Below are 24,488 nucleotides of genomic sequence, written 5' to 3' on the forward strand. Positions count from 1 at the left end.
GATACCAAAACCCCGTCACCGCTTTGCGGGGCGGGGTTTTGTTTGTCGATTCATCACTGTCGTTAATAACTGTGAGACCGCTTGCCTATGGACCTCATTGACGCTTTTCTGGATAGCCTTTGGCTTGAGCGTGGCGCCAGTGAGCATACGCTAGCGGCCTATCGGCGTGATTTGAGCGCTTGGTGCGCGTACTTGGCGGAGCAGGGCAGTGAGTTGACCGCGCCACCGGACGACATGCTGATTGCCTGGTTTGATGAGCGTCGGGCACAGGGGTATCAACTGCGTAGCAATGCGCGGCTACTTTCCAGTTTGCGCAGTTTCTACCGTTGGGCGCGTCTGAATGGCAATGTTGAGCGTGACCCGCTGGCGACGATCAAGTTACCTCGCGTGCAGCCAGGTTTGCCCCATACGCTTGATGAAGATGAGGTGGGGCGCCTGCTTACCGCGCCCGATACCGCCACCGCCATGGGCGTGCGTGACCGTGCCATGCTGGAGCTTTTATACGCCTGTGGCTTGCGTGTTTCTGAGCTAGTAGGCTTAACGCTTGATGCGCTCAACCTGAAACAAGGGGTGGTGCGCGTGCGCGGCAAGGGCGATAAAGACCGCCTGGTGCCGCTTGGCGATGAAGCGGCGGATTGGCTTGAGCGCTACCTGCGCACCGCGCGTAATGAGATGATGACGGACCCGATGCGCCCGGCGCTATTTCCTGGGCGCAGTGACACATCCATGACGCGACAAACGTTTTGGCACCGCATCAAGGCACATGCGGTGACGGCGGGGATTAACAAACCGCTTTCGCCGCACACACTACGCCACGCGTTTGCCACGCACTTATTGAATCATGGTGCCAATTTACGGGTCGTACAGCTGCTATTAGGTCATAGCGATCTTTCCACTACCCAAATTTATACTCACGTGGCGCAGGCCCGATTAGAGAGCCTGCACGCACACCATCACCCACGAGGTTAAGCGGACGATGCGTCGATACTCAATGTTTACTCTGGCCCTGGCTGCCACGCTGTTGCCTTTTACAGCGATGGCGCAGAGCGTGCCTGAGCAGTTAACCGACTCCTTAAGCGTTAATGGTCAAGCCATGCCGGTGGAAGGTGTGACCGAAACGCCGCTAGACGGCATTTATCAGGTGCGTCTGACCAGTGGCGAATCCTTTTATTCTAACGCTGACGGCAGTCACTTTGTGGTCGGGGATCTGTACGAAAATAGCGACAACGGACTGGTGAATCTCACCGAGCAGGCACGCAACCAGGCGCGTATTGCCAGCATTGACGCCGTGCCCCAAAGCGAGCGAGTCATCTTTCGCGGTGTAGACGAACCTAAAGCGACCGTTGCGATCTTTACCGACACCAGCTGCCCTTACTGCTCGCGCTTGCATAAAACGGTGCCAGAGCTCAATGAGCGCGGTATTGCCGTTCATTACTTGGCGTTCCCCCGTGGCGGCATGCAAAGTGAGGCGGCCCGGGTGATGCAGCAGGTCTGGTGTGCCGATAACCCTACCGAGGCAATGACGGCGGCAAAGCAAGGTGAAGCGCTTTCGGGCAGCGCTAGCTGCGATAATCCGGTAGCATCGCAGTACGATTTGGGGCTTCAGGTCGGCGTGGAGGGCACGCCAGCGATTATTCTACCGGATGGTGAGATGGTGCCCGGCTTTGTGCCGCCAGAGCGTTTGACCGCCCTGCTGGGCTTGGACGACGAATAAGTCACCACCAAGCCAAATATCGATTTAGTAACTTTTAACGCTGAGACAAGCACTTTTGAGTACATATATTCGAGTGCAATACTGAGAGGGGATTTATTTTGAAACCGGTGAGAGTAGGCATTTGTGGGCTAGGTACGGTCGGTGGCGGTACCTTTAACGTGCTGACACGTAACGCGGACGATATCGCCCGTCGCGCCGGGCGCCCCATTGTGATTGAACAAGTGGCGCATCGTAGCATCCATCCTGATTGCGACATCACCGGTATTAAAGCCACCGCCGATGTGTTTGAAGTGGCGCGCAACCCCGATATCGACGTCGTCGTTGAACTGATCGGCGGCTACGATGTTGCTCGTGAGCTGGTGCTGACCGCGATTGATAACGGTAAGCACGTCGTTACCGCTAACAAAGCGCTTATCGCGGTGCACGGTAATGAAATCTTCCAGGCCGCTCACGAAAAAGGCGTGATTGTGGCGTTTGAAGCCGCCGTTGCTGGCGGTATTCCGGTGATCAAGTCGCTGCGTGAAGGCTTAGGCGCCAACCGTATTGAGTGGGTCGCGGGCATTATCAACGGCACGGGCAACTACATCCTGACGCACATGCGCGACGAAGGCCGTGCCTTTGAGGACGTGCTGGCCGAAGCGCAGGCGCTGGGCTATGCCGAATCCGACCCGACGTTTGATGTGGAGGGGATTGATGCCGCGCACAAGCTCACCATTCTCGCCTCTATTGCTTACGGTGTACCGCTGCAGTTCGATAAGGCCTTCACCGAAGGCATTGCGCGGATTACCGCTCAGGACGTCGAACAGGCGGATAACCTGGGCTACATTATCAAGCACTTGGGTATCTCCAAGCGCACCGAAGCAGGGCTTGAGCTACGCGTTCACCCGACACTGATTCCCAAAGAGCGCCTTCTCGCCAACGTCCACGGCGTCAAAAACGCCATCGAAGTGATGGGCGACGCCGTAGGCCCGACGCTTTATTACGGTGCTGGTGCCGGTGCGGAACCCACCGCTTCAGCCGTGGTCGCCGATTTGTTGGACGTGGCGCGCGATATCGCCACCGATCACCACTACCGCGTGCCGTATCTCGCCTTCAGCGGCGTGGGCCAAAGCGCTAACGCGCTGCCGATTATGCCGATGGAAGAGATTGTCACGGCATACTACCTGCGCTTGCTGGCGGTAGATCGCCCCGGCGTTCTGGCGCGGGTGGCCACGATTCTCTCCGAGCAGGGTATTTCGATTGAGGCACTGATCCAGAAAGAAGCCACTGAAGGTGAACTGGTGCCGATCATTCTGATGACACACCGCACTAAAGAGAAACAGATGAACGACGCGATTCGCGAAATTGAATCCATGGCGGACATTGCTGGCGCCGTGACTCGCATCCGCGTCGAAAGCCTGGACGAAGGCGAATAAAAGGAGCATAGCGCCATGCGTTATATCAGCACGCGCGGGCAGGCGCCCGCGTTGTCATTCGAAGAGGTGGTGCTCACCGGAATGGCGAGCGACGGTGGCCTTTACGTGCCGGAAACCTTGCCTTCGTTCTCGCACGACGAGCTTGCCGAAATGGCGGGACTGTCTTACGCCGAGATCGCGTTTCGCGTGATGAAGCCGTTCGTTAACGGTGAAATCGACGACGCGACGTTCCGCCAGCTTGTGCATGACGCCTACGCCACGTTCAACCACGATGCCGTGGTGCCGCTTAAGCAGCTCGACGCCAATCACTTTTTGTTGGAGCAGTTCCACGGCCCGACACTGGCATTCAAAGACGTTGCGCTGCAGCTGTTGGGCCGCATTCTTGATCACTTTCTGAAAAAGCGTGGCGAGCGTGCGGTGATCATGGGCGCCACCTCCGGCGATACCGGCTCGGCCGCGATTGAGGGCTGTCGCCATTGCGACAACCTGGATATCTTCATCCTGCACCCGTATAACCGCGTCTCCGAGGTGCAGCGCCGCCAGATGACCACGGTGTTAGCTAACAATGTGTTCAATATTGCCATCGAAGGCAACTTTGATGATGCCCAGGCGATGGTGAAAGCGAGCTTCGCTAATCAAGACTTTTTGAATGGCACGCGGCTGGTGGCGGTGAACTCAATCAATTGGGCGCGCATCATGGCCCAGATCGTCTATTACGTTGGCGCTGGCGTGGCGCTGGGCGCGCCCAAGCGCGAAGTGAGTTTTTGTGTGCCGTCGGCGAACTTTGGCAACGTCTTTGCCGGCTTTATGGCCTATAAAATGGGCCTGCCGGTGAAGCAGTTCATCATCGCCACCAATGCCAACGACATTCTCCACCGTACGCTGGCGGCCAATGATTTCTCCAAGCACGAGCTGGCCGCCACGTTGGCGCCGTCGATGGATATCGTTGTCTCGTCCAACTTCGAGCGTCTGCTGTTTGACGCCTACGAGCGCGATGGGGCAGCAGTGGCGGCTTTGCTGGAACGCTTCCAACAAGAGCCCACGGCGCTTGCCGACGCGCCGCTGGCTAAGCTGCGCGAGAAATTTGCCAGCCACAGCGTGGATGATGCGACGATTCTGGAAGTGATTCGCGAAGCGCACCACCGCACCGGCGAAATCCTCGATCCACACACCGCTACCGGTTACCGTGCCGCCGAGCGCGCTCGTGCCGATCAGTCCACACCGATCATTACGCTTGCCACCGCGCACCCGGCGAAATTCGCCGAGGCGGTGGTGAAAGCGGGCTTCCCCGGTGTGTCACTGCCCCCGCACATGGATGACCTGCTCGAACGCGAAGAGCGCTACACGGTGCTGCCGTCTGATCTTAGCGCGGTGCAGCAGTTCGTCGCCGAGCATCGGCGCTAAACGGAGCGATATGAACGCGCTGACCGATCTGTCCCCTAGCTTGACCCAGCCGCGCCTGGAGCCTCGTCCCCTTGACGAGGCCGTTTATGCGCGTGCCCAAACAGAAGGTATGAGCGAGCTGCAGGCGCGCCTGCTCGCCTCACGGCTGCCTGGGTATCAGGGCGAGCTTGCGCCGCTAGTGTCGCCGAGCCTGCGCTACCTGGCTCATCCTGAGAAGCTCAAAGACGGCCGCCTGGCCGCTGAGCGTATCGCCCAGGCGGTGGCCGAGGGTGAGTCGATCGGTATTCTGACCGATTACGACGTCGACGGGATCACCTCGCACGTGGTGATTCGGCGCACGCTGGTCGAACTTTTCGGTGTGCCTGCAAGTAAGCTTCACAGTTTGATTGGCCACCGCATTCACGATGGCTACGGTATCAGCCTGCCGCTGGTTGAGCGCACGCTCGCCCTGAAACCTGAGCCAACGCTTGTGATCACCGCCGACTGCGGAAGCTCTGATGAGCCGCGCATTGCACGGATGAAAGCGGCCGGGATCGACGTGGTAGTGAGCGATCACCACGCGTTGCCGTTGGAAGGCCCGCCAGCATCGGCTTTCGCCTGTGTGAATCCCACGCGTGACGATTGCGCCTATCCGGACAAAACTATCGCCGGCTGCATGGTGGCGTGGCTTTTAATGTCGCTTGCGCGTAGCGTGCTGATCGAATGGGGCGCACTGTCAGAAGCGACCCCCAAGCTCTCGCCGTGGCTCTCTTACGTGGCGCTAGGCACGGTGGCGGATTGTGTATCGCTGGGGGGCAGCCCTGCCAATCGCGCGGTGGTTAGTCACGGACTTACGCTAATTAACCGCATGGACGCCGCTTGCTGGCGCGCGATGGCCGCGCGCCTTGGGCAAGATAGCGTGCCGTTTAACGCTGAGACCTTAGCGTTTCAGATGGGGCCGCGCATCAACGCCCGCTCGCGGCTGGATGACCCTTATGCGGCACTGCATTTTATGCTCGCAGAAAGCGACGGGGTGGCAACGCGTCAACTCAACGTGCTGGATGACGACAATCAATCGCGCAAGGCGATTGAAGCCGACATGGCCGAAGAAGCCCGGGCGTTCGCCGCCGAGGAACTCGCCGCTAACGCGCCTGCCGTGGTAGTGCTGCTTGAAGATGGCCACCCTGGCGTACAAGGCATCGTCGCCTCGCGGCTGGTGCAAGCCTACGGGCGTCCGGCGTTGGTACTGACGCAAGCGGCGCAGCCGGGGATGCTCACCGGCTCTGGCCGTTCAATTGACGGCCTGCACCTGCGCGATGCGCTGCAGCGTACTTATGAGCTTGCACCTGAGGCGCTGCCGCGCTTTGGCGGCCACAGTGGCGCGGCGGGTGTTGGTGTCCCCCGCGAGCAGTTGGATGCGTTTAAAGCCGCGTTTTTACACGCCGTGAGCGAGCAGCTTGGCGACACGCCGCTTTACCCGCGGCTCTGGACCGACGGCGAGCTATCCATCGCGCAGTTAACGCTTAGCACGCTCAGCGAGATCGAAGCGCTAGGCCCTTATGGGCGCGAGTTTGACCCGCCGCTGTTTGAGGGACGTTTTATTGTTGAGGCACTGCGCCCGGTGGGAGCTGACGGCACGCATTTGATGCTGGAGCTCTCCATGGGGCCGGTCACCTGTAAGGCGATCTGGTTTCGCGCCCTCACGCCTGGCGAGCTGCCTTCATTTGGCGTGGGCGATACGTTGCACTGTGCTTATAAGCTGAATCGCAACCGCTGGCGCGGCCGCGACTCACTGCAGCTGATGGTCGAACACGCCAGCCCTTTAGCGTAAAAACGTTAGCGTAAAATACTTAACCCTAAGGACAATACGTCATGCGTATGGAAGACTTACCCCAAGATCCTCATAAGCTTTATGAGGATGTAATGGCGATGCTGCTTGGCACGCTATTTGTCGCCCTAGGGGTTACGTTTTATACCCATTCGGTACTGCTTACCGGCAGCACCGCGGGGATGGCGCTGCTGATAAACTACATCATCGGTGGCGGCTTTGGCGTTTGGTTTTTTGCCATCAACCTGCCGTTTTATTACTTGGCGATCAAGCGCATGGGCTGGAGCTTTACGCTGCGCACCTTTGCGGCCATTGGCTTGGTGTCGCTTTTCTCAGAGTTAACCCAGGGCTGGGTGCAGTTTGCCGAGGTGCCGTCGCTTTATGCCGCGCTGATGGGCGGTGCGCTAATCGGCATCGGCATGTTGATGCTGTTTCGCCATCGCACGAGCCTTGGCGGAATCAACATTCTGGCGCTTTATCTGCAAGAAAAGCACGACCTGCGGGCAGGCTACGTGCAGCTGGGTATCGACGGTTTGATTTTGCTCGTCGCGCTCACCCAACTGCCGCTGGACCGCGTCGGCTATTCGGTACTCGGCGCATTGACGCTCAACCTGATTATCGCCCTGAACCATAAGCCAGGGCGTTATATCGGGGTGAGCTGAAGAAACTTTTTCGTTTTTAGTGAGCAGCAGTGCTGGGTGGGTTCGCGACGCTTAATGTATAGCGACTTGGTAAGCGGCCCCCAACTGTTTTGCTAAACCAGCTAGCCGCTTATCTAGCGTCCATAACTTGGCCTCTGGCGTAATGAGTGTTGAGGCGAGCAAACATATATCGACTAGCCCGCAGCCTTGGCCATACAATGCTTCGCGCTCAATGAATGTCATCACCTCCCGCAAACTGGCTTGGTTGCAGGGTTTAAGAAGACTAATGTTACGTAGTGTTTGTTCACGCGGTGACGGTGGTGTGCCGCAGGCAAGCTCTGCCGTTACCATCGGATGACTTAAGGCGCAATCAGCTTCCAATAACTCGATCAGAGCCGTATTTCCATTTCGGAAATGCTCAACCCATACCGAAGAATCAATCAGCACGCTGAAAGTGCTCATTGAGGAAAAGACTCCTCTCGCCGACGGGGAATGTCTTGCATGTTGGGCGCCTTTCCGCTCAAGGCGGCAAGTCGCCTAGCTGCCTGCACGCGTACGTAGGTTTTCATCGCTTCTCTGCAGAGATCGGATGCATTCGACACGCTGCTAGGGTCAGCAAGCTCTAGAGCTTGCTGATACAGGTCATCGTTGATGGTTACCGTGGTTCGCATTGCCCTTTCCTCATCTTAAGTGATGCCTACAAGTATCAATATAGACATCAATCTGATGTATGCACAAGAATAGTCGCAATATTGCCAGCGATATGAGGGGAAACGTTACGTTTCACTCAGCCAGAACCACCATACGATAGCAGCGATCAGACCCAGGCCTGCGAGATTGACCAGTAAACTCATGCGTTATCTCCTTTGGATGCGTTTCCACTGGCTTGCCAGAGACGTAGACGGTTGGCGTTGCTGACCACGGTGATGGAGGAGAGCGACATTGCCGCCCCCGCGATCATGGGCGAAAGCAACATACCGGTGACGGGGTAGAGCACCCCGGCGGCAATCGGAATACACAGCACGTTGTAGCCAAAGGCACCGACCAAGTTCTGTTTGATGTTACGCAGAGTCACTTGGCTGATTTCGATGGCATCGGCCACGCCATGCAGCGAGCCGCGCATCAGCGTCATACCGGCGCTTTCAATGGCGACATCCGTGCCTTGGCCGATGGCGAAGCCGACATTGGCTCGCGCAAGCGCCGGGGCGTCGTTGATGCCGTCTCCGACCATCCCGACGACCTCGCCTTTATCTTGCAGCCGCTCGATTTCAGCGTGTTTATCCTCGGGTAAAAGCCCCGCGCGGAATTCGTCGATGCCGACTTCGTGGGCAATCGCACCAGCGGTGTGCTCGTTGTCGCCAGTGAGCATCACCACGTTGATGTTATCGGCCTGTAGGCGCTTGATGGCGTCGATGGTGTCTGAGCGCAGTGGGTCGCTGATGCCAAACAGTGCGGTAAGCTCACCGTCCACCGCGAGATACACAAGGGTACGGGCATTCTCTTCTAACTCGCGGGCTTTGTTCTGGCCAGCGCTGAGATCAACCCCCGCTTCTTCTAATAGACGCGCGTTGCCCAGCAGCAGCGGTTTACCGTCGTGGGTTTGCGCTTTAACGCCGCCGCCAGTGACGGTATCAAAGTCGCGTATCTCGGCGGGTTTGGCGTCACGCTCTTCGGCCTGTTCTTGACAGTAGTTCATTAGCGCTGCGGCCAGCGGGTGCTCCGAGCCACGCTCCAGCGCGGCCACCCATCCAAGCGCGCGGTTTTTGTCGCCGCTTAGCACTTCCGCCTCGGTGACGCGGGGCTTGCCTTCGGTGAGTGTGCCGGTCTTGTCCACCACCAGCGTTGTAAGCTTGCTTGCGGTTTGCAGCGCTTCGCCGCTTCTGACCAGTACGCCGTGTTCGGCCGCTTTGCCCACGCCGATCATAGTAGAAATCGGTGTCGCCAAGCCGAGCGCACAAGGGCAAGCGATAATCAGTACGGCGGTGGCGGTGACCAGCATGTGGATGATCCGCGGCTCGGCGCCGACGTTAAACCATGCCAGCGCCGTCAGCACGGCAATGATCATCACCGAGGGCACAAAGATGCTGGACACTTTATCCGCCAGCTCGCCAATTGGGGGGCGCGAGTTCTGAGCGCTGGCGACCTGCTCGGTAATTTGGCCGAGACGGGTGTCGGCGCCCACGCGGGTCGCGCGGTACACCAGCCCGCCTTTGCCATTGACGGTGCCGGCGCTGACCTCGTCGCCTTCGCCTTTTTTTACCGGCACGGGTTCGCCGGTGAGCATGGATTCATCGATATGGCTTGCGCCTTCGATGACCTCGCCATCCACCGGTAAACGCTCGCCGGGGCGCACGCGAATTTGGTCGTCTTCGCGCACGGCGTCAATCTCGATTTCTTCTTCCTTGCCGTCGCGAATCACCCGCGCGGTGCGGCTTTGTAGATCCAGCAAGCGCTTGAGTGCGTCGCTGGTGCGCCCGCGCGCTTTAAGCTCCATGGCGTTACCTAACAGAATCAGGCCGATCACCATGGCAGAGGCTTCAAAGTAAATCCCGAGCGCTACTTCGGGTAGCCAAGGGGCCAATATCACGACCACCATGGAGTAGAGCCAGGCGGTGCCGGTGCCCATGGCGACGAGCGTGTCCATGTTGGCTTGATGGTGTGTGAAATTTTTCCATGCGTTAACGAAGAAGTGGCGGCCAGGGAACGCCATAATCGCCAGCGTCAAAAGCCCGATGACCAGCCAGAATAGCCGACCGGTGCCCTCCGGGTGCGGGTGGTAGACAAACATGCTGAGCATTAGCGGAATGGCGAGCGCTAACGAATAGATGCCGCCTTTCAGCCGCCGTTTGTACTCACGGGCTTCCTGTTCGCCGCGAGTCTTCTCGGCTTCCCGCATGTCGAAAATCGGCTCGGCGCCGTAGCCAACCGATTCCACCGCGTCGACCAGCGCTTTTTCATCGGCACAGCCAAACACCTGCGCGGTGTGGGTGCCAAAATTAACGCTGGCGGTATCAACGCCTTCCGTGCGCTCCAGCGCTTTTTGCACGCTTTTCACGCAGCTAGCGCAGGTCATGCCGCTGATGGCGAGGCGGAACTGCTGGCCGCTGCTGCGTGCTTCGCTTTTGGCGTTTTGGCTGTTGGAAAGCTTCTCTTGTTCGTTGCGTTCTTCGTCATCGCCTTTGGCGTCAGTTGCTTCGCCATCATCCGCTAGCTTACCGGGTGGATAGCCCGCTTTTTCAAGCGCTTGGTCGAGTTCTGTCTCGTCGAGCGTGGTGGTTACCTCCAGGCGCTTCTCCGCCGGGGTACCGGCCACGTCAGCGCCGGTGTCGCGCGCTTGAATCGCCTCGCGCATGCGTTTGACGCAGCCCTGGCAGTTCATGCCGGGCACCGTGCGCGTCAGGGTGTGTTGGCTCATTGTGGCTCCTTTGTATCAGGAAAGCGCTCAGGAAAACTTTCGATCAAGCGGCACAGGCTATGGCCGTCTGGGGCGGCGTCGGGCATGTTCTGCCAGCTCTCTAGCGCCTGCTCCATGCGTTGTGCAAGCGCCTCCAGCTCCTGGATCTGGGTCCGGATTTGCGGCAGCCGGTGGGCGAGCAAGTCGCGTACCAGCGGGCAGGGCGAGTCGCCGTGGTCGGCGTGGGCGATAATGTCGCGAATCTCTGCCACGCTAAACCCCAGCTTGCGCGCTCGCTGAATAAACTGCAGTCGTTCAAGGTCTGTCGCGGAGTAAAGCTGGTAGCCGTTATCGGGATGTCGTTTAGGTGCAAGCAACTGCTCCCGTGTGTAATGACGTACCGTTTCGGAGGTAACGCCGCCACGTTTTGCCAGCTCGCTGACTTTCATTGTGCGCTCCAAAGGGAAGTACTAATGACGATTAAACAGTTTAAAACCTTTGGGTAACACAAAGGTCAAGGCTAGGCGAAAAAATAGGCTGGAATGCCTAAAACAATGATTTAAAACGATCGTGCGACTAATGTATAAGGCTTAAATGAAATAAAACGCTCGTTTGCCCTTGAACCAAACGCCAGTGTGCGAGAAAACAGTCATGTAAAAACAAATGGGCGGCCGCTAGCAGTAAGCGCCGCTGGATTATCGAGAATAAAGAGGCTCTCTATGTATAATAACTTTAAAAAGCTTACCTTAGCGGCAGCCGTTACCACAGCTGCCTTCGCCAGCCAAGCGCACGCTGGTGGCTATCAGGTCAACGAACAAAGCGTCAGCGGTCAGGGCTACGGTCACGCCGGGCGTAGTTCCAATGTGGAAGACGCGACCATTGTGTACGGCAACCCGGCGGGCATGTCGTTTCTTGACCGCGCGCAAATCACAGCAGGTGGGACGTATTTGAACGTTAATAGTGATATTGATAATGCAACATCTCAGCAGACTGGGGTGGTCATTGCAGGAGGTAATCCGGTGGGTGGTACATCGGCTTCAGTAACAGGCACCAACGAAGGAGATATGGTGCCGGGGACATTAGTTCCTTTCGCGTTTTATGCCCATCCCGTTAACGATAAGTTAGCCTTCGGCTTCGGTGTTTATGCGCCCTTTGGCTCGAAAGCTGACTATGAAGATGGTTTCATGGGACGCAACCAGGGTAACTATACGGAAGTAACGGTTAAAAGTGCCCAACCAACGATTTCCTATCGTTTCAACGACCAGTGGTCGGTAGGTGCGGGTATTACCTATAACCAAGTAGAAGGCGAGCTGCATCGTCAGGTGCCAGTTGCTATCCCGGATGGAGTAGGGGGGGCAAATTTAGTTGAAGTAGACTCTCGTGTTGATGGGGACGATGAAGCCTGGGGCTATAACCTCGGTGTGATTTATCAGCCAGTACCGGAGACTACATTAGGGTTAACCTATCGCTCTAAAGTTGACTATACCCTTACAGGCGATTTTAAGGCTGTTGCTCCCAGTATAAATGTTGACGTTACAGACGATGCTTCTCTTGATCTCACCAGCCCCGAAACGGTTAATTTTTCCCTTACGCAGCAAATGAGTGAGCGTCTAAAATTAATGTTCGGCGCATCGTGGACGCGTTGGAGTCGTTTTGAGCAAATTCGAGTGGATGGACGTGAACGTGGTGTTGTCACTCTTGAAAAGCAAGACTATGAAAATGCTTGGGCATTTGGGACAGGTGGCGAGTATCAACTGACACCTTCATTAGTACTGCGCGCTGGCGTAACGCTTGACTTCACGCCGACAAATGATGAGCACCGAAGCGTCCGCATTCCTTCTGATGACCGTCGCGTATTCTCTGTCGGTGCCGGTTGGACACCAACCGATAACCTTACGTTAGACTTTGCTTACTCTTACTTGACCGAGCGTAGTACGCAGGTAAATCAGAGTAAGCAGGATAATCGTGAGTTGCAGCCGGGTGTTGAGTCGCAAGTGACATCAACTTACTCTGCCGACTACAAAAACGAAGCTCATGGCTTCGGGGCGCAGTTGACCTACCGCTTCTAAGCAAAAGCTGTGTTTTGGCTCTTAAACCCGGCTTCGGCCGGGTTTTTGCGCTTCGTCACCTGCCTATTGGATGCGGTAGGCGCTGTGTTTCGTTACAATGTTCGCTTTACTTCACTAGGGCTGACCCATGCTGGAAACCAACCCGATTCATAGCCAAGTCAAGGACCTGTCGGAGCGGACAGAGGTTCTTAGGGGGTATCTTTGACTATGCCGAAAAGAAAGACCGGCTAGAAGAAGTGACCCGCGAACTTGAAGACCCTGATGTCTGGAGCGACCCGGATTATGCCCAGAAACTGGGCAAGGAGCGCTCCTCGCTAGAAACCATCGTCGCCACCATCGATGAGCTAGAACAGGGGCTGGGCGATAGCGGCGATTTGCTTGAGCTTGCCGAGATGGAGGATGACCAAGGCACAGTGGCAGAGGTCACCAAAGAGCTAAATGGTCTACAAGCGACGCTGGAAAAGCTCGAGTTCCGGCGCATGTTCTCCGGTGAGATGGACGAAAATAACGCCTATCTCGATATTCAATCCGGCTCTGGCGGTACTGAGGCGCAGGACTGGGCCAATATTTTGCTGCGCATGTACCTGCGCTGGGCCGAGCACCACGGCTTTAAGACCGATATTCTCGAAATCTCCGCAGGGGACGTTGCGGGGATTAAATCGGCGTCGTTACATATCCAAGGCGATTATGCCTTTGGCTGGTTGCGCACCGAAAACGGCGTACACCGTTTGGTGCGCAAAAGCCCGTTTGATTCCGGCGGACGTCGACATACGTCGTTTGCTTCTGTGTTCCTGTCACCGGAAATCGACGATAGCTTTGAAGTCGAGATTAACCCCTCTGATTTGCGCGTTGATACGTATCGCTCCAGCGGCGCAGGTGGCCAGCACGTTAACACCACCGATTCCGCCGTGCGGATTACCCACGAGCCCAGCGGCATTGTGGTGGCGTGCCAGGGTCAGCGCAGCCAGCACGCCAACCGCGACTTCGCCATGAAGCAATTGAGAGCGAAGCTTTGGGAGCTGGAGATGCAAAAGCGCAATGCGGCCAAGCAAGAGGCGGAAGATTCCAAGGCCGATATTGGGTGGGGCAGCCAAATTCGCTCTTACGTACTGGACGACCAGCGCATTAAAGACCTGCGCACCAACGTGCAGTCAAGCAACTGCGAAAAAGTGCTCGACGGCGATTTGGACCAATTTATCGTCGCTAGCCTTAAGCAGGGCCTGTAAATAGCGCCTGTCGTGCTAACGGTTATTTTAAGGGTTTTATCATTAAATAAGGTGCCACATGGCTAACCAAGACGCCTCTTCTGAGAACGAGAACCACCTGATTGCTGAGCGCCGTGCCAAGTTAGCGGCGCGGCGTGAACTTGCCGCCGAGCAGGGGAAAAGCGCCTTTCCCAATGATTTTCGCCGCGACAGCTTGACCGTCGAGCTGCAAAACACCTTCGGTGATAAAGAAAAAGCCGAGCTGGAAGCGTTGGATCACCACGCCTCGGTAGCAGGGCGCGTGATGCGTAAACGTGGCCCCTTTATCGTCATTCAGGATGTGGCTGGCCAGATTCAGCTCTATGTGGATAAAAAAGGCTTGCCCGCCGACGTGCTTGACGATGTCAAAGGCTGGGATATTGGCGATATCGTCGCCGCCCACGGCCCAGTGCATAAGTCAGGCAAGGGCGATTTGTACGTGATGATGAAAGAGGCGCAGCTGTTGACCAAAAGCCTGCGCCCACTGCCGGATAAATTTCACGGCCTGACCGATCAGGAAGCCCGCTACCGCCAACGCTATGTGGACCTGATTATGAACCCGCAGTCGCGCAAGGTCTTCGAGACGCGCGCGGCGGTGATCAGCGCTATGCGCCGTTTCTTTGAAGCGCGGGGATTCATGGAAGTGGAAACACCGATGCTGCAGCCGATTCCTGGCGGTGCGGCGGCGCGGCCGTTTATCACCCACCATAATGCGCTGGACATTGATATGTACCTGCGTATTGCCCCAGAGCTTTATCTTAAGCGCCTGGTGGTGGGTGGATTTGAAAAAGTCTTTGAGATTAACCGCAATTTCCGTAACGAAGGGCTTTCTACCCGGCATAACCCCGAGTTCACCATGGTCGAGTTTTACTGGGCCTACGCGGATTACAACGACCTTTTGGACCTCACCGAGGCGATGGTGCGCACCACCGCTGAAGAGGTGCTAGGGACGACAACCATTACGTATCAAGGCGCCGATTACGACGTCGGCAAGCCGTTTGTCCGGTTGACGCTGCGTCAGGCAATTCTGGATCATGGCGACGGGATCACGGGGGCGGATCTTGATAGCCTCGACGCCGCGCGGGCGCTGGCGAAAAAGCTCGGTATGCAGGTCAAAGAAAGCTGGGGCTTGGGCAAGCTGCAAACGGAAATCTTTGAGGAAGTGGCCGAATCGAAGCTCGATCAGCCGACTTTTATCACCGAGTACCCGGCAGAAGTTAGCCCGCTGGCGCGGCGCAACGACGCCAATCCGTTTGTCACCGACCGCTTTGAGTTCTTTGTGGGTGGCCGTGAGATCGCCAACGGTTTCTCGGAGCTTAACGACGCTGAAGATCAGGCCGAGCGCTTTCGTGAGCAGGCCGAGGAAAAAGACGCTGGCGATTTGGAAGCCATGTACTTCGACGCCGACTACGTGCGGGCGTTGGAATACGGCTTGCCGCCTACTGCGGGCGAAGGGATTGGCATCGACCGCTTGGTGATGCTATTCACTGATAGCCCCTCCATTCGTGACGTGTTGCTGTTCCCAGCGATGCGCCCGGAATCAAGCGAATAAGGCACCGCGAGCGCTGGCAAGTGGGCGCGTAAGCGCCCATAATGGTTGCGTTTCGACGGCGAGGAGAGACCTATGAAACTGCTAAACCGCTCCGCTCTAAGTGTTAGGCCGACCCAAGCCTTTGTGGATTGGATCAATGCGCTCGAACCCACCATGGGAGACGACGACCTAACCCTGGACGACGTCGAACGTGAAAGCACGATTTACCTGATTCCTGAGATGGACGCACCCGAAGCGCTGTATGCCTTCGTGCATGAACGCTATGCCGAAATTCTCGAAACCGAGTTGCGCGCGTGGGAAGAGGACGAGCGTCAGTGGCCCGAGATGTTGGATTGGTCACTTTTCCAGACGTTTTTGCGCTTCGAGCACAGTTATCTTGCCATCGATTTAGATGACGATACGGCGCTTGAGATCTCGGAAGTGGATGACGCGCTGCTGCTGGATAACGACGAAGCCTAGTGGCTGACCGAAATTTTCGACCGACGACACACGCGTATTGATGAAACCGGCCCAGGCCGGTTTTTTTAGCATTGAATTTTGCTGGAAAACCCGCATGCGACTGTTTGAAACTCGCTCAAATGATGACGGACTGCCTGGCCGTGAGCGTTTGCTCGCCGTGCTGGCACTCATCACCGGTACACTGATGGCGGTGGTCGATACCACCATGATTAACTTGGCGTTGCCCACGATTGCCGCCGATTTGGACATCCCCGGCTCGCGAGCGGTGTGGATCACCAACCTCTTTCAAGTGGTGTGTGCGGCATTTCTGCTGGTCTTTGCTGGGTTGAGTGAGCTGGTGACTCGGCGTCGGCTGTATCTTGTTGGTTTAAGCACGTTCGTACTAGCGGCTCTCGGGGCGGCGCTTTCGCGCAATCTGGAGACGCTGTTGGTATTTCGCGCCCTGCAGGGGCTCGGTGCAGCGGCAACGCTTTCTATCGGCCCGTCGATCTACCGCGCGATTTTTCCTTCCCGACTTCTTGGCAGCGCGCTAGGGCTTTCTGCGCTAGTGGTAGCAGGTGGCTACGCGGCGGGACCGACGCTTAGTGGCGTGATTCTATCCTTTGCCGACTGGCCGTGGTTGTTTGCTCTTAACGTGCCGCTTGGCGTGGTCTCGCTTTGGCTGGCCAAGCGCGCGTTGCCGCGAGAAATTCCCCGCCAAGGCAGTTTCGACATCCTCGGCGCGCTGTTATCGATGCTGATGTTGGCGAGCTTTTTTTTGGCCATGGACGCCGTGGGCCACGCCGCACCGTTGTGGCAAAGCGGCGGTTGGTTGGTCATGGCGGTGATGTCTTGCGCGGGCTTTATCCGTCGCCAACGCTGTGCGCCTTACCCTCTGCTTCCGCTCTCTGTGTTTGCCGAAAAGCGGTTTACCCTAGCGGTGTCGGCCTCGGGAATGGCATTTATTGGTCAAGGGTTAAGCTTTGTGGCGCTGTCGTTTTTCTACCAAGAGCAGATGGGCTTCTCGCCGCTTGAGACCGCGTGGCTGTTCACGCCCTGGCCGCTTGCGATCATGGTGGTCGGCCCGTTGGCCGGGCGCTTGGCGGATCGTATCAACCCTAGCGTGCTTTCAAGCATGGGGCTTTTACTGCTGATGGTCGGCCTGATATCACTGGGGTTAGTGGATGAGAGCACCGGTGTCGTGGGCAGCCTTTGGCGAACGGCGCTGTGCGGTATCGGCTTTGGGTTGTTTCAACCGCCCAATAACCGCGAAATGATGGCGAGCTTGCCGCCGGAGCGAAGCGCCAATGTCTCCGGTGTGATGAGCACGACGCGTACCGTTGGGCAATCGCTTGGGGTGGCGCTAGTGGGCGCGGCGCTAGCATTGGGGTTGCCAGTACAGCTAACGCTGTGGCTTGGTGCGCTGACCACGTTGTTATCGCTGGTGGCAAGCCTTGCGCGTGTGCCGCTGGCACGCGAGGCGAACCGTGTCCGTCGGGCATCGCCGTAGTCTGGCTGAGCGCGTACAATAGGGGGTATTTAGAGCGAGGAGTGAGGCATGACGCTGCAGACCCAAATCGAGCAAAAGCTCGCGGCGCTAGAACCCGAGGTGGTGCAGGTGGAGAACGAAAGCCATATGCACAACGTGCCGGCTAACTCAGAAACCCATTTCAAGGTCACGCTGGTAAGCGAAGGCTTTGAGGGCTTAATGCCGGTGAAGCGCCACCAGAAAATCTATGCGCTACTGGCCGATGAGCTTTCCGGCCCGGTTCACGCGCTGGCGCTGCATTTGTATACACCGCAGGAGTGGCAAGCGCGCGGCGGTGAGCGGCCCGATTCACCCAACTGCCGTGGCGGCGGGAAGTGAACACAGAGGTCGTTCGCCGACAGTATCTGGATGCCATGGGCATTACCGCCTGGGCATCCCGTTATCGCCTGCCTAATGCACTGGAAACACCCGCCTGCGAGTGGGAAGACGCCACACCGACGCCCGTGTCGCCTAGCCAGCGGCTACATACGCTGCTGGATGATGCCCAACAGGCGGAACAAGCACGCAAGAACGCTCCTCCAGCGGCGCAGTCGTCACCCGCCTCGGTGAGAGCGTTACTTGACGATGCGCCGGTCAAGACGGCATTAGCCGCACCGCCTTCGTCGGCGCCGCTAACAACACCCGTCACTGAAAGCACAGAACCCTCCCGCGAGCCGGTGACGTTCACGCTGTCGTGCTTTTGTTTATCGGAGCGCTGGTTAAGCCTGCACGTCGGGCAGCTAAGTGCTCAAGAACAGACGTTGCTTGCCAATCTTTATCGCGCAGCGGGCGTGTTGCTTTCGCATCCGCTGCAGCAGATGAGGTTTACTTGGCCGCCGATGGCAGGCGGCCCCGCACCTGAAGCGCCGTTGGAAGAAGCGCGCGACGGGATTCATGCATTTATCAGTGGTGCCGCTGGGCGCAACGAATGGACACTTGAGCGCGTGCTCTGGTGGGGCGATGCTGAGGCTTCCCCGCTTAGCGAGGTGCTGGATATCGCCGAAGGCAGAAGCCGCACCCTTGAACTCCCTGTGTGGCAAGGGCCATCGCTTGCGCCGCTTTTAGAAAGCGCTGACGCTAAGCGCGCGCTACTGCCCTCGCTTCTCGCGCTTGGCCAGCAGTGGTAGCGGCGATGAACCTGTCTCAATGGCCGTCTCAATGAACCCGTCAATCAGAACGCTGGGCAGCAACGATGCCGACGCGCTGTTGGTGGTGGAGGCGCAAGCGCAAAGTGGGATGTCGCCCGCCCAGCTCAGAGAGGCGCTAGTGGGTACGGAAACGGCCGTGCTGGGGAGCTTTAAGGAAGCATCGCTGGTGGGCTACGCGCTGGTTGCAAAGTTGCCGTTTGATGCTGAACTGCACGCGATTGGCGTTGTGCCAGGAGCGCGCGGTTGTGGCGTGGGGAGCGCGCTAATGCAGGCGGTACTGGTAGCCGCGCACCAATGGCAATGTGAGCGCTTACTACTAGAAGTGCGAGCAGGCAATCTAACGGCGGTTGCGCTCTACCAGCGTATGGGCTTTAAGGAAGATGGGCGGCGTAAAGGCTACTATCCGGCTGTTCAAAAGCATCCCCCACGGCTTCAAAACGGCCGCCCGGCAGCGCTGGGGGCTGCCGGGCGAGAAGATGCGCTGCTGATGTCGCGGGTATTAACGCCTTAGGCGTTTGTGTTTAGGTGATAAGGCTAAGGCGCGCTACTGGTATCGACGTCGTCAAACTTGCTTAGTAGGCCGTTCAAACGACGCTCCCACTCATCGCGGTCTTCCTTCAAGCGGCTGTTCTCTTCGCGCAGTTCCTCGTTTTCGAGTTTCATCATCTCTAGCGCTTCGACGGCGGCGGTGATTTTTTGCTCAAGCTGGTTAAACAGTTCCTGACTCATTGATGACTCCTTAAAAGGGGTGACGTAGCGGTTTCGTATGGCTTGAGCGAGCCTAACGCTACACGGAATCAGCGGCAAGCGCTGATGTGGCGTTTTGGCGTTGATAGAGCCGTGCGGTGCTTTCGCCCGCCGTGGTTTCGCGGTAGAGCGCCCAGTTAGCGGGCACGTCCGGGGTAAGTGCCGCTTCGGTCTCGACATAGATCATGGCACCCGGCGAGAGCCAGCCGTTTTCCTCAAGTGCTATGCAGCAGGGCGCAGCAAGCCCGTGGTGAAAGGGCGGGTCGAGAAACACGAGATCAAACGGCGCATCCGGTTTTACCAGAAACGCTAAGGCATCTTGCGTGCTGACCTCGGCATTTGTCGCTTTTAGCGTTTCCACGTTTGTGCGAATCTGTTCGGCCACTCCGCGATCTTGCTCAACAAACTGCACGCTTGCCGCCTCGCGAGAGAGCGCTTCGATGCCGAGCGCGCCGGTACCAGCGAATATATCTAACACGCGCTGGCCGTAAAGCGCTTGGCCGAGCCAGTTGAAAAGGGTTTCTCGCACGCGATCCGGCGTTGGGCGCAGCCCCTGGCGTTCGAGCACGGGCAGCTGGCGGCGGCGAAAATCACCGCCAATAATGCGCAGTTTGCCGCTGGCCGAGCGGCGCGACGCGTTTGGGGTGGGCTTACGTTTTCGTTTCATGGCGGTGATTGTAGCGGCCTGCGTATCCAAAGTCTTGAGGCGCAGTGGTAGGATGGCGCTAATGTTTCCCCGATTGGTTGGATGACACCCATGTTTGGTTTGTTTAAGCGTAAATCGAAGCAAGACAAAACGCCGCAGGATAATCCCCAGCAAGATCAAGATACAGCACAGCAGGAAGCTCAGCCCGATGAGGAGGTCGGCGGCGCGGCCACGGAAGAATACAAGCAACAGACTGACCACGCGTCGTCTCAAGCCCAGGAGCAGGAGGCGCCCGATGTCGAGACCCGTGAGCCGGTAGCTGAGCCCCAGCCCGAGCCAACTTCCACACCAGAACCTGAGCCAGAACCGACGCCTGAGCCCGAGCTTAAGCCCGCGCTGCAGGAAAAGCCGAAAGCGGCCGATAAAGGTAGTGAAAAGAAAGGCTGGTTCTCCCGCATCAAAGCTGGCCTGGGGAAAACCCGCGCCAATTTAACCGATGGCATTGCGGATCTGTTTTTGGGCAAAAAGCAGATCGACGATGAGCTGCTGGAAGATCTGGAAACGCAGCTGCTGATGGCCGATGTGGGCATTGAAGCGACCACCGATATTATTGAGCGGTTGCAAGCACGCGTTTCGCGTAAAGAGCTCAAAGACCCTGAAGCGCTCTACCATGGCCTGCAAGAAGAGCTTGCGGCGATGCTCGAACCGGTCGCTAAGCCTCTTACGCTTGAAAAAGAGGGGGATGGCCCCTTCGTGATTCTTGTCGTGGGGGTCAACGGGGTGGGCAAAACCACGACCATCGGCAAGCTTACCCAACGCTTCCAGCGTGAGGGCAAGAGCGTCATGCTTGCCGCGGGTGATACGTTCCGCGCAGCGGCTGTCGAACAGCTCAACGTGTGGGGGGAGCGCAACAGTGTGCCGGTTATTGCCCAGCATACCGGCGCTGATAGTGCGTCGGTCATTTACGATGCCGTGGCCGCTGCGAAATCCCGCGGCGTTGACGTGCTGATCGCCGATACCGCCGGGCGTTTGCATAATAAAGGCCACCTGATGGAGGAGCTTAAAAAGGTCCACCGGGTGATGCAGAAACTGGATACCACCGCGCCCCACGAAGTGATGCTGGTCCTTGATGCAGGCACCGGGCAGAACGCGATCTCCCAAGCCAGCACCTTTAACGAGGCGGTGCCGGTCAGCGGTATTACCCTGACCAAGCTCGACGGCACGGCCAAAGGCGGCATTATTTTTGCGCTGGCCAAGCAGCTGGAAACACCGATTCGCTTTATCGGCGTGGGCGAGAGTTTGGATGATTTGCGCCCGTTCGAGGCGGATGATTTTGTCGGCGCACTGTTTGATCGCCAGGGCCAGGGCGACGATACGCGCGCATGATCGCTTTCGAGCATGTAGGGAAACGCTACGGCGGGCGCTTTGAGGCGCTCGCCCACCTGAATTTTCGCGTGGCGCGCGGGGAAATGGTGTTTCTGACCGGCCATTCGGGCGCGGGGAAAAGCTCGCTATTACGCTTGGTAATGCGCCTAGAGCGCCCAACACGCGGGCGGATCGTGGTGGCAGGGCATGACATCGCTACGCTGCATTCAAGTCAGGTGCCGTTTTACCGCCGCCAGATTGGCGTGGTGTTTCAGGATCACCAGCTGCTGTTTGATCGCTCAATATTTCACAATATCGCCTTGCCGCTGGAAATTCAGGGGATGGAGCCGCGTGAGTCTGCACGCCGTGTACGCGCGGCACTCGATAAAGTGGGGCTTTTGCACCGTGAAAAGGCGCTACCCATTGAGCTTTCTGGTGGTGAACAGCAGCGGGTCGGCATTGCGCGCGCGGTAGTGAATAAGCCCGCGTTACTGCTCGCCGATGAGCCCACCGGTAACCTCGACCCGCAGCTTTCCGCCGATATCATGGCGCTATTTGAAGACTTTAACCGTATCGGCACGACGGTAATGGTCGCTAGCCACGATCTGGCGTTAATCGCCCGCCTGCGCCATCGCATTTTGCGCCTGCGTGATGGGCGCCTGGTGGGTGATGAGGGGGCACGATGAGCGCATCACGAACGGGACAAACGCCACTCCGCGGCGCACGCTCGCAACGGGCACGTTTGGTTAGCCGCTTGCGGGCTTGGGGGCGCCATCATCGCGCGATGGCATTGGATAGCCTTCACCGTCTGGTGCGCTACCCATTGGGTAATGTGTTGACGATGCTGGCCATCGCCATTGCCCTGGTGTTACCGGCCGCGCTTTGGTTGACGCTGGATAGCGCTCGCCTGTTAGATGCGGAACTTACCGAAAGCGCGACGTTGACCGTGTATCTGGCTAATGACGTTAATGTGGGGCAAGCGCAGCGTATCCATGAGGCCGTGACGGCGCAGCCAGCGGTGGAGCAGACCCGATTTATCACCGCTGAAGAAGGCATGGCGGAGTTTCAGCACTCGCTTGGCCTGGAGGATACCCTCGCCGGGCTTGAGACCAATCCGTTGCCCGCGAGTATCGTGATTCAGCCCGACGACGTTGCCCCGGCTGCCATGCAGACGCTAGCCGAGCGGTTAGGCAAGATGGTCGGCGTCGATGAAGTGCGTTTAGACCTTGCTTGGATCGAGCGGCTGCGCCATCTGGCGGATCTCGGTCGGCGTTTGGCCCTGGCGCTGGGCGTGCTGTTTGGGCTTGGGGTGCTGTTGGTGGTAGGCAATACCGTGCGTCTCTCGGTGGAAAGTCGGCGGCGCGAAATTGAGGTGGTCATGCTGATTGGGGCAACGCATGCCTTTGTGCGTCGACCCTTCTTATACAGCGGTGCCTGGTACGGCCTTGGCGGCGGTTTTTTAGCCCTCGTGCTATTGCGCCTTGGCGGGCAGTGGTTGGCGCTTCCCGTGGCGTCGCTGGCCGAAAGCTACGGGGCGGCGTTTTCGATACCGTCACTTGACGTGACAGGCTCTACAATTTTGCTATCTTGCAGTACACTACTCGGCTGGCTGGGCGCGTGGCTTGCGGTCACGCGGCATTTGGCCAGCATCAAGCCGGGGTAAGTAAAAACGTCAATGTCGCTGTCATAAATGCGTTTTTACTGATTTGCCCGGTCAATGCATTGCAATGTGGTGTGTTGGGGAAAGGCGAGAATGGCCAAGTTGGCGAACTTTTCCCGGCAGTCAGTGTCTATTAATCTAGTCAACCACAATGGGGTTACAAGGGAGACCACCTGCACATGAGCAACAGTCTTCTACCGGTGGGACAGCTTTCCCCAGGCCATGACCTGGGCGGCTATATTCATGCGGTCAACAGCATTCCGGTGCTTAGCGCTCAAGAAGAAAGTGACTTGGCATTTCGCCTATATGATGAAGGTGATTTAGAAGCGGCCCGTCGGCTCGTGCTTTCACACCTGCGTTTTGTGGTGCACATTGCTCGCAGCTATTCAGGCTATGGCCTTCAACAGGCTGACCTGATTCAAGAGGGTAACGTGGGGTTAATGAAGGCCGTAAAACGTTTTGACCCGAATCAAGGGGTTCGGCTGGTGTCGTTTGCGGTACACTGGATCAAAGCGGAAATTCATGAGTTTGTGTTGCGTAACTGGCGGATCGTTAAAATTGCCACGACCAAAGCCCAGCGCAAACTGTTCTTTAACTTGCGTAGCGCAAAAAAGCGTCTGGCATGGCTGAACAACGACGAAGTTAATGCCATTGCTAAGGACCTCAATGTGAAACCTGAGGTCGTGCGCGATATGGAAGGGCGGCTAACATCGTTCGATGCAGGCTTTGACGCGTCGCCAAGCGACGATGAAGACAGCGTCTATCAAGCGCCGGTGCACTATCTTGATGATGCAGCCTCTGATCCGGCAATGCAGCTTGAAGATAGCGATTTTGAGCAGGATTCCACGCGCCGTTTGCAAACGGCCCTGGAGAGCTTGGACGAGCGTTCGCGGGATATTCTACAGCGGCGCTGGCTTGGCGAGTATAAATCGACGCTGCACGATCTGGCGGATGTTTATGGCGTAAGCGCGGAGCGCATTCGTCAGTTGGAAAAAAACGCGATGAAAAAGCTGCGCCAAAAAATGGGTGAAGACGCCTTCGCGGCATAAGCGTTTTCTTGCGGTAATAAAAAAACCGGCTCAATGAGCCGGTTTTTGCGTATCAGGCAGGCTGGGGAATATCTCGTAAAAGTGGTCCAGAAAGAAATGCCCACTGATCCTCCCAATGTTCGGTTGGCAGGCGCTTGAAGTCACTGCGAACATATTGCGAAATGCGTCCTTCGGCTTGCGCGATGAGCAAATTCGCCGCAGCGGAAGCGGTAATCGTCGGGCGGCGACCCTCGTTGATTGCGGCTTCGCGTAGCACCTGCTTTAATTGCATCTCTAAGCGCTCAAAGAGCTGGTGTACGCGCTGTCGAAGGCGCGCGGTTTCGCCGGTGAGTACGTCGCCATGCATCACCCGAGCCAACCCTGGGTTTTTTTCCGCAAAGCCTAATACCAGCGTAAGAAGTGTGCCGCAACGGCCGATGGCATCGGGCACATCTTCGAGAATCCGTGTGATACGGGCAAACAGACTCTCTTCGATAAAATCGATCAAGCCCTCAAACATACGCGCTTTGCTTGGGAAATGGCGGTATAAGGCCGCTTCCGATACCCCCACTTGGCGTGCAAGCGCGGCGGTCGTAATGCGCTTGCCGCTATCCTCTTCCAGCATGAGTGCAAGCGCTTGCAGAATTTGTTCACGGCGATGCGGCTTTTGTGAATCGCTCATGGCCAC

At 57.5% G+C, this 24,488-nt stretch carries 25 protein-coding genes; 18 read left to right on the plus strand and 7 right to left on the minus strand.

Annotated elements, in window-relative coordinates; translation table 11 throughout:
• Window positions 1-87 precede the first annotated feature (87 nt).
• From xerD to M8006_RS04945, 6 genes are all read left to right on the plus strand, one after another.
• Window positions 88-969 (plus strand): site-specific tyrosine recombinase XerD, encoded by an 882-nt coding sequence (gene xerD / locus M8006_RS04920; protein ID WP_250080350.1) that lies wholly within the window; start codon window positions 88-90, stop codon window positions 967-969.
• A 7-nt stretch (window positions 970-976) separates the two neighbouring features.
• Window positions 977-1,714 (plus strand): DsbC family protein, encoded by a 738-nt coding sequence (locus M8006_RS04925; protein ID WP_250080351.1) that lies wholly within the window; start codon window positions 977-979, stop codon window positions 1,712-1,714.
• 98 nt (window positions 1,715-1,812) lie between these two features.
• Entirely contained in the window at window positions 1,813-3,129 is a 1,317-nt protein-coding gene (locus M8006_RS04930; protein ID WP_250080352.1) for a homoserine dehydrogenase, read from the plus strand.
• Window positions 3,130-3,144: 15 nt separating this feature from the next.
• A complete protein-coding gene (thrC, locus tag M8006_RS04935) occupies window positions 3,145-4,533 on the plus strand; it encodes a threonine synthase (protein ID WP_250080353.1) in 1,389 nt (462 codons plus the stop codon).
• 10 nt (window positions 4,534-4,543) lie between these two features.
• Complete coding sequence (locus M8006_RS04940; protein ID WP_250080354.1) at window positions 4,544-6,343, plus strand: single-stranded-DNA-specific exonuclease RecJ; 1,800 nt, start codon at window positions 4,544-4,546, stop codon at window positions 6,341-6,343.
• A 41-nt stretch (window positions 6,344-6,384) separates the two neighbouring features.
• Entirely contained in the window at window positions 6,385-7,002 is a 618-nt protein-coding gene (locus M8006_RS04945; protein ID WP_250080355.1) for a YitT family protein, read from the plus strand.
• Window positions 7,003-7,053: 51 nt separating this feature from the next.
• Here M8006_RS04945 and M8006_RS04950 read toward each other — a convergent pair whose 3' ends face one another.
• The 4 genes from M8006_RS04950 to M8006_RS04965 form a co-directional block, all read right to left on the minus strand.
• Window positions 7,054-7,443, minus strand: a complete 390-nt coding sequence (locus tag M8006_RS04950) for a type II toxin-antitoxin system VapC family toxin (RefSeq protein WP_250080356.1) — start codon at window positions 7,441-7,443, stop codon at window positions 7,054-7,056.
• The gene (locus M8006_RS04955) at window positions 7,440-7,652 is read right to left on the minus strand and encodes a type II toxin-antitoxin system VapB family antitoxin (protein ID WP_250080357.1); all 213 of its coding nucleotides are present in this window, start codon (window positions 7,650-7,652) and stop codon (window positions 7,440-7,442) included. The genes M8006_RS04950 and M8006_RS04955 overlap by 4 nt, the downstream gene beginning before the upstream one ends.
• A gap of 179 nt (window positions 7,653-7,831) precedes the next feature.
• A complete protein-coding gene (locus tag M8006_RS04960; protein ID WP_250080358.1) occupies window positions 7,832-10,396 on the minus strand; it encodes a heavy metal translocating P-type ATPase in 2,565 nt (854 codons plus the stop codon).
• Window positions 10,393-10,824, minus strand: coding sequence for a MerR family transcriptional regulator (locus tag M8006_RS04965; protein ID WP_250080359.1), 432 nt, complete (start codon window positions 10,822-10,824; stop codon window positions 10,393-10,395). Before M8006_RS04965 ends, M8006_RS04960 begins: the two co-directional genes overlap by 4 nt.
• A gap of 270 nt (window positions 10,825-11,094) precedes the next feature.
• On the opposite strand from M8006_RS04965, the gene M8006_RS04970 reads away from it, so the two are divergent.
• The 8 genes from M8006_RS04970 (at window position 11,095) to M8006_RS05005 (ending at window position 18,865) form a co-directional block, all read left to right on the plus strand.
• Entirely contained in the window at window positions 11,095-12,444 is a 1,350-nt protein-coding gene (locus tag M8006_RS04970; RefSeq protein ID WP_250080360.1) for an OmpP1/FadL family transporter, read from the plus strand.
• Window positions 12,445-12,571: 127 nt separating this feature from the next.
• Window positions 12,572-13,670 (plus strand): peptide chain release factor 2 gene (gene prfB, locus M8006_RS04975; protein ID WP_347709742.1). Its coding sequence is split into 2 segments (ribosomal slippage): window positions 12,572-12,646 and window positions 12,648-13,670, totalling 1,098 coding nucleotides; the frame shifts between segments, so codons are not numbered across the junction.
• A 58-nt stretch (window positions 13,671-13,728) separates the two neighbouring features.
• The gene (gene lysS, locus M8006_RS04980) at window positions 13,729-15,240 is read left to right on the plus strand and encodes a lysine--tRNA ligase (protein WP_250080361.1); all 1,512 of its coding nucleotides are present in this window, start codon (window positions 13,729-13,731) and stop codon (window positions 15,238-15,240) included.
• Window positions 15,241-15,312: 72 nt separating this feature from the next.
• Complete coding sequence (locus tag M8006_RS04985; RefSeq protein ID WP_250080362.1) at window positions 15,313-15,699, plus strand: hypothetical protein; 387 nt, start codon at window positions 15,313-15,315, stop codon at window positions 15,697-15,699.
• Window positions 15,700-15,793: 94 nt separating this feature from the next.
• Window positions 15,794-17,188 carry an MFS transporter gene (locus tag M8006_RS04990; protein WP_250080363.1) on the plus strand — a complete coding sequence of 465 codons (1,395 nt, stop codon included), beginning with the start codon at window positions 15,794-15,796 and terminating at the stop codon, window positions 17,186-17,188.
• A 48-nt stretch (window positions 17,189-17,236) separates the two neighbouring features.
• Window positions 17,237-17,545, plus strand: a complete 309-nt coding sequence (locus tag M8006_RS04995) for a BolA family protein (protein WP_250080364.1) — start codon at window positions 17,237-17,239, stop codon at window positions 17,543-17,545.
• On the plus strand, window positions 17,542-18,333 hold the full coding sequence (locus M8006_RS05000; protein WP_250080365.1) for a hypothetical protein: 792 nt from the start codon (window positions 17,542-17,544) through the stop codon (window positions 18,331-18,333). Before M8006_RS04995 ends, M8006_RS05000 begins: the two co-directional genes overlap by 4 nt.
• Window positions 18,334-18,364: 31 nt before the next feature.
• Window positions 18,365-18,865: a GNAT family N-acetyltransferase gene (locus tag M8006_RS05005; RefSeq protein ID WP_250080366.1), complete on the plus strand. Its 501-nt coding sequence runs from the start codon at window positions 18,365-18,367 to the stop codon at window positions 18,863-18,865.
• A 23-nt stretch (window positions 18,866-18,888) separates the two neighbouring features.
• Here M8006_RS05005 and zapB read toward each other — a convergent pair whose 3' ends face one another.
• Both zapB and rsmD read right to left on the minus strand, forming a co-directional pair.
• Complete coding sequence (gene zapB, locus M8006_RS05010; protein ID WP_250080367.1) at window positions 18,889-19,083, minus strand: cell division protein ZapB; 195 nt, start codon at window positions 19,081-19,083, stop codon at window positions 18,889-18,891.
• A 58-nt stretch (window positions 19,084-19,141) separates the two neighbouring features.
• Window positions 19,142-19,768, minus strand: a complete 627-nt coding sequence (gene rsmD, locus M8006_RS05015) for a 16S rRNA (guanine(966)-N(2))-methyltransferase RsmD (RefSeq protein ID WP_250080368.1) — start codon at window positions 19,766-19,768, stop codon at window positions 19,142-19,144.
• A 90-nt stretch (window positions 19,769-19,858) separates the two neighbouring features.
• On the opposite strand from rsmD, the gene ftsY reads away from it, so the two are divergent.
• From ftsY to rpoH, 4 genes are all read left to right on the plus strand, one after another.
• Entirely contained in the window at window positions 19,859-21,133 is a 1,275-nt protein-coding gene (gene ftsY, locus M8006_RS05020) for a signal recognition particle-docking protein FtsY (protein ID WP_250080369.1), read from the plus strand.
• Window positions 21,130-21,798: a cell division ATP-binding protein FtsE gene (ftsE, locus tag M8006_RS05025; protein ID WP_250080370.1), complete on the plus strand. Its 669-nt coding sequence runs from the start codon at window positions 21,130-21,132 to the stop codon at window positions 21,796-21,798. Before ftsY ends, ftsE begins: the two co-directional genes overlap by 4 nt.
• Window positions 21,795-22,775 (plus strand): permease-like cell division protein FtsX, encoded by a 981-nt coding sequence (gene ftsX, locus M8006_RS05030; RefSeq protein WP_250080371.1) that lies wholly within the window; start codon window positions 21,795-21,797, stop codon window positions 22,773-22,775. The genes ftsE and ftsX overlap by 4 nt, the downstream gene beginning before the upstream one ends.
• Before the next feature lie 176 nt (window positions 22,776-22,951).
• Complete coding sequence (gene rpoH / locus M8006_RS05035; protein ID WP_250080372.1) at window positions 22,952-23,821, plus strand: RNA polymerase sigma factor RpoH; 870 nt, start codon at window positions 22,952-22,954, stop codon at window positions 23,819-23,821.
• Between the two features lie 52 nt (window positions 23,822-23,873).
• Here the strand turns inward: rpoH and slmA are convergent, their stop codons facing one another.
• A complete protein-coding gene (gene slmA, locus M8006_RS05040; RefSeq protein ID WP_250080373.1) occupies window positions 23,874-24,482 on the minus strand; it encodes a nucleoid occlusion factor SlmA in 609 nt (202 codons plus the stop codon).
• Window positions 24,483-24,488 lie beyond the last annotated feature (6 nt).

The organism is Halomonas llamarensis, from assembly GCF_023555005.1.
GTDB classification, from domain to species: Bacteria; Pseudomonadota; Gammaproteobacteria; order Pseudomonadales; family Halomonadaceae; genus Vreelandella; species Vreelandella llamarensis.

What these genes read in the sequence shown, in the direction of transcription:
- rsmD (WP_250080368.1), bottom strand. Translation starts at nt 19,768, where the DNA reads ATGAAACGAAAACGTAAGCCCACCCCAAACGCGTCGCGCCGCTCGGCC.
- ftsX (WP_250080371.1), top strand. Translation starts at nt 21,795, where the DNA reads ATGAGCGCATCACGAACGGGACAAACGCCACTCCGCGGCGCACGCTCG.
- M8006_RS04990 (WP_250080363.1), top strand. Translation starts at nt 15,794, where the DNA reads ATGCGACTGTTTGAAACTCGCTCAAATGATGACGGACTGCCTGGCCGT.
- rpoH (WP_250080372.1), top strand. Translation starts at nt 22,952, where the DNA reads ATGAGCAACAGTCTTCTACCGGTGGGACAGCTTTCCCCAGGCCATGAC.
- M8006_RS04960 (WP_250080358.1), bottom strand. Translation starts at nt 10,396, where the DNA reads ATGAGCCAACACACCCTGACGCGCACGGTGCCCGGCATGAACTGCCAG.
- ftsE (WP_250080370.1), top strand. Translation starts at nt 21,130, where the DNA reads ATGATCGCTTTCGAGCATGTAGGGAAACGCTACGGCGGGCGCTTTGAG.
- zapB (WP_250080367.1), bottom strand. Translation starts at nt 19,083, where the DNA reads ATGAGTCAGGAACTGTTTAACCAGCTTGAGCAAAAAATCACCGCCGCC.
- M8006_RS04965 (WP_250080359.1), bottom strand. Translation starts at nt 10,824, where the DNA reads ATGAAAGTCAGCGAGCTGGCAAAACGTGGCGGCGTTACCTCCGAAACG.
- M8006_RS04950 (WP_250080356.1), bottom strand. Translation starts at nt 7,443, where the DNA reads ATGAGCACTTTCAGCGTGCTGATTGATTCTTCGGTATGGGTTGAGCAT.
- M8006_RS04995 (WP_250080364.1), top strand. Translation starts at nt 17,237, where the DNA reads ATGACGCTGCAGACCCAAATCGAGCAAAAGCTCGCGGCGCTAGAACCC.
- M8006_RS04955 (WP_250080357.1), bottom strand. Translation starts at nt 7,652, where the DNA reads ATGCGAACCACGGTAACCATCAACGATGACCTGTATCAGCAAGCTCTA.
- lysS (WP_250080361.1), top strand. Translation starts at nt 13,729, where the DNA reads ATGGCTAACCAAGACGCCTCTTCTGAGAACGAGAACCACCTGATTGCT.
- M8006_RS05005 (WP_250080366.1), top strand. Translation starts at nt 18,365, where the DNA reads ATGAACCCGTCAATCAGAACGCTGGGCAGCAACGATGCCGACGCGCTG.
- thrC (WP_250080353.1), top strand. Translation starts at nt 3,145, where the DNA reads ATGCGTTATATCAGCACGCGCGGGCAGGCGCCCGCGTTGTCATTCGAA.
- xerD (WP_250080350.1), top strand. Translation starts at nt 88, where the DNA reads ATGGACCTCATTGACGCTTTTCTGGATAGCCTTTGGCTTGAGCGTGGC.
- M8006_RS04970 (WP_250080360.1), top strand. Translation starts at nt 11,095, where the DNA reads ATGTATAATAACTTTAAAAAGCTTACCTTAGCGGCAGCCGTTACCACA.
- M8006_RS04940 (WP_250080354.1), top strand. Translation starts at nt 4,544, where the DNA reads ATGAACGCGCTGACCGATCTGTCCCCTAGCTTGACCCAGCCGCGCCTG.
- M8006_RS04945 (WP_250080355.1), top strand. Translation starts at nt 6,385, where the DNA reads ATGCGTATGGAAGACTTACCCCAAGATCCTCATAAGCTTTATGAGGAT.
- M8006_RS04985 (WP_250080362.1), top strand. Translation starts at nt 15,313, where the DNA reads ATGAAACTGCTAAACCGCTCCGCTCTAAGTGTTAGGCCGACCCAAGCC.
- slmA (WP_250080373.1), bottom strand. Translation starts at nt 24,482, where the DNA reads ATGAGCGATTCACAAAAGCCGCATCGCCGTGAACAAATTCTGCAAGCG.
- ftsY (WP_250080369.1), top strand. Translation starts at nt 19,859, where the DNA reads ATGTTTGGTTTGTTTAAGCGTAAATCGAAGCAAGACAAAACGCCGCAG.
- M8006_RS04925 (WP_250080351.1), top strand. Translation starts at nt 977, where the DNA reads ATGCGTCGATACTCAATGTTTACTCTGGCCCTGGCTGCCACGCTGTTG.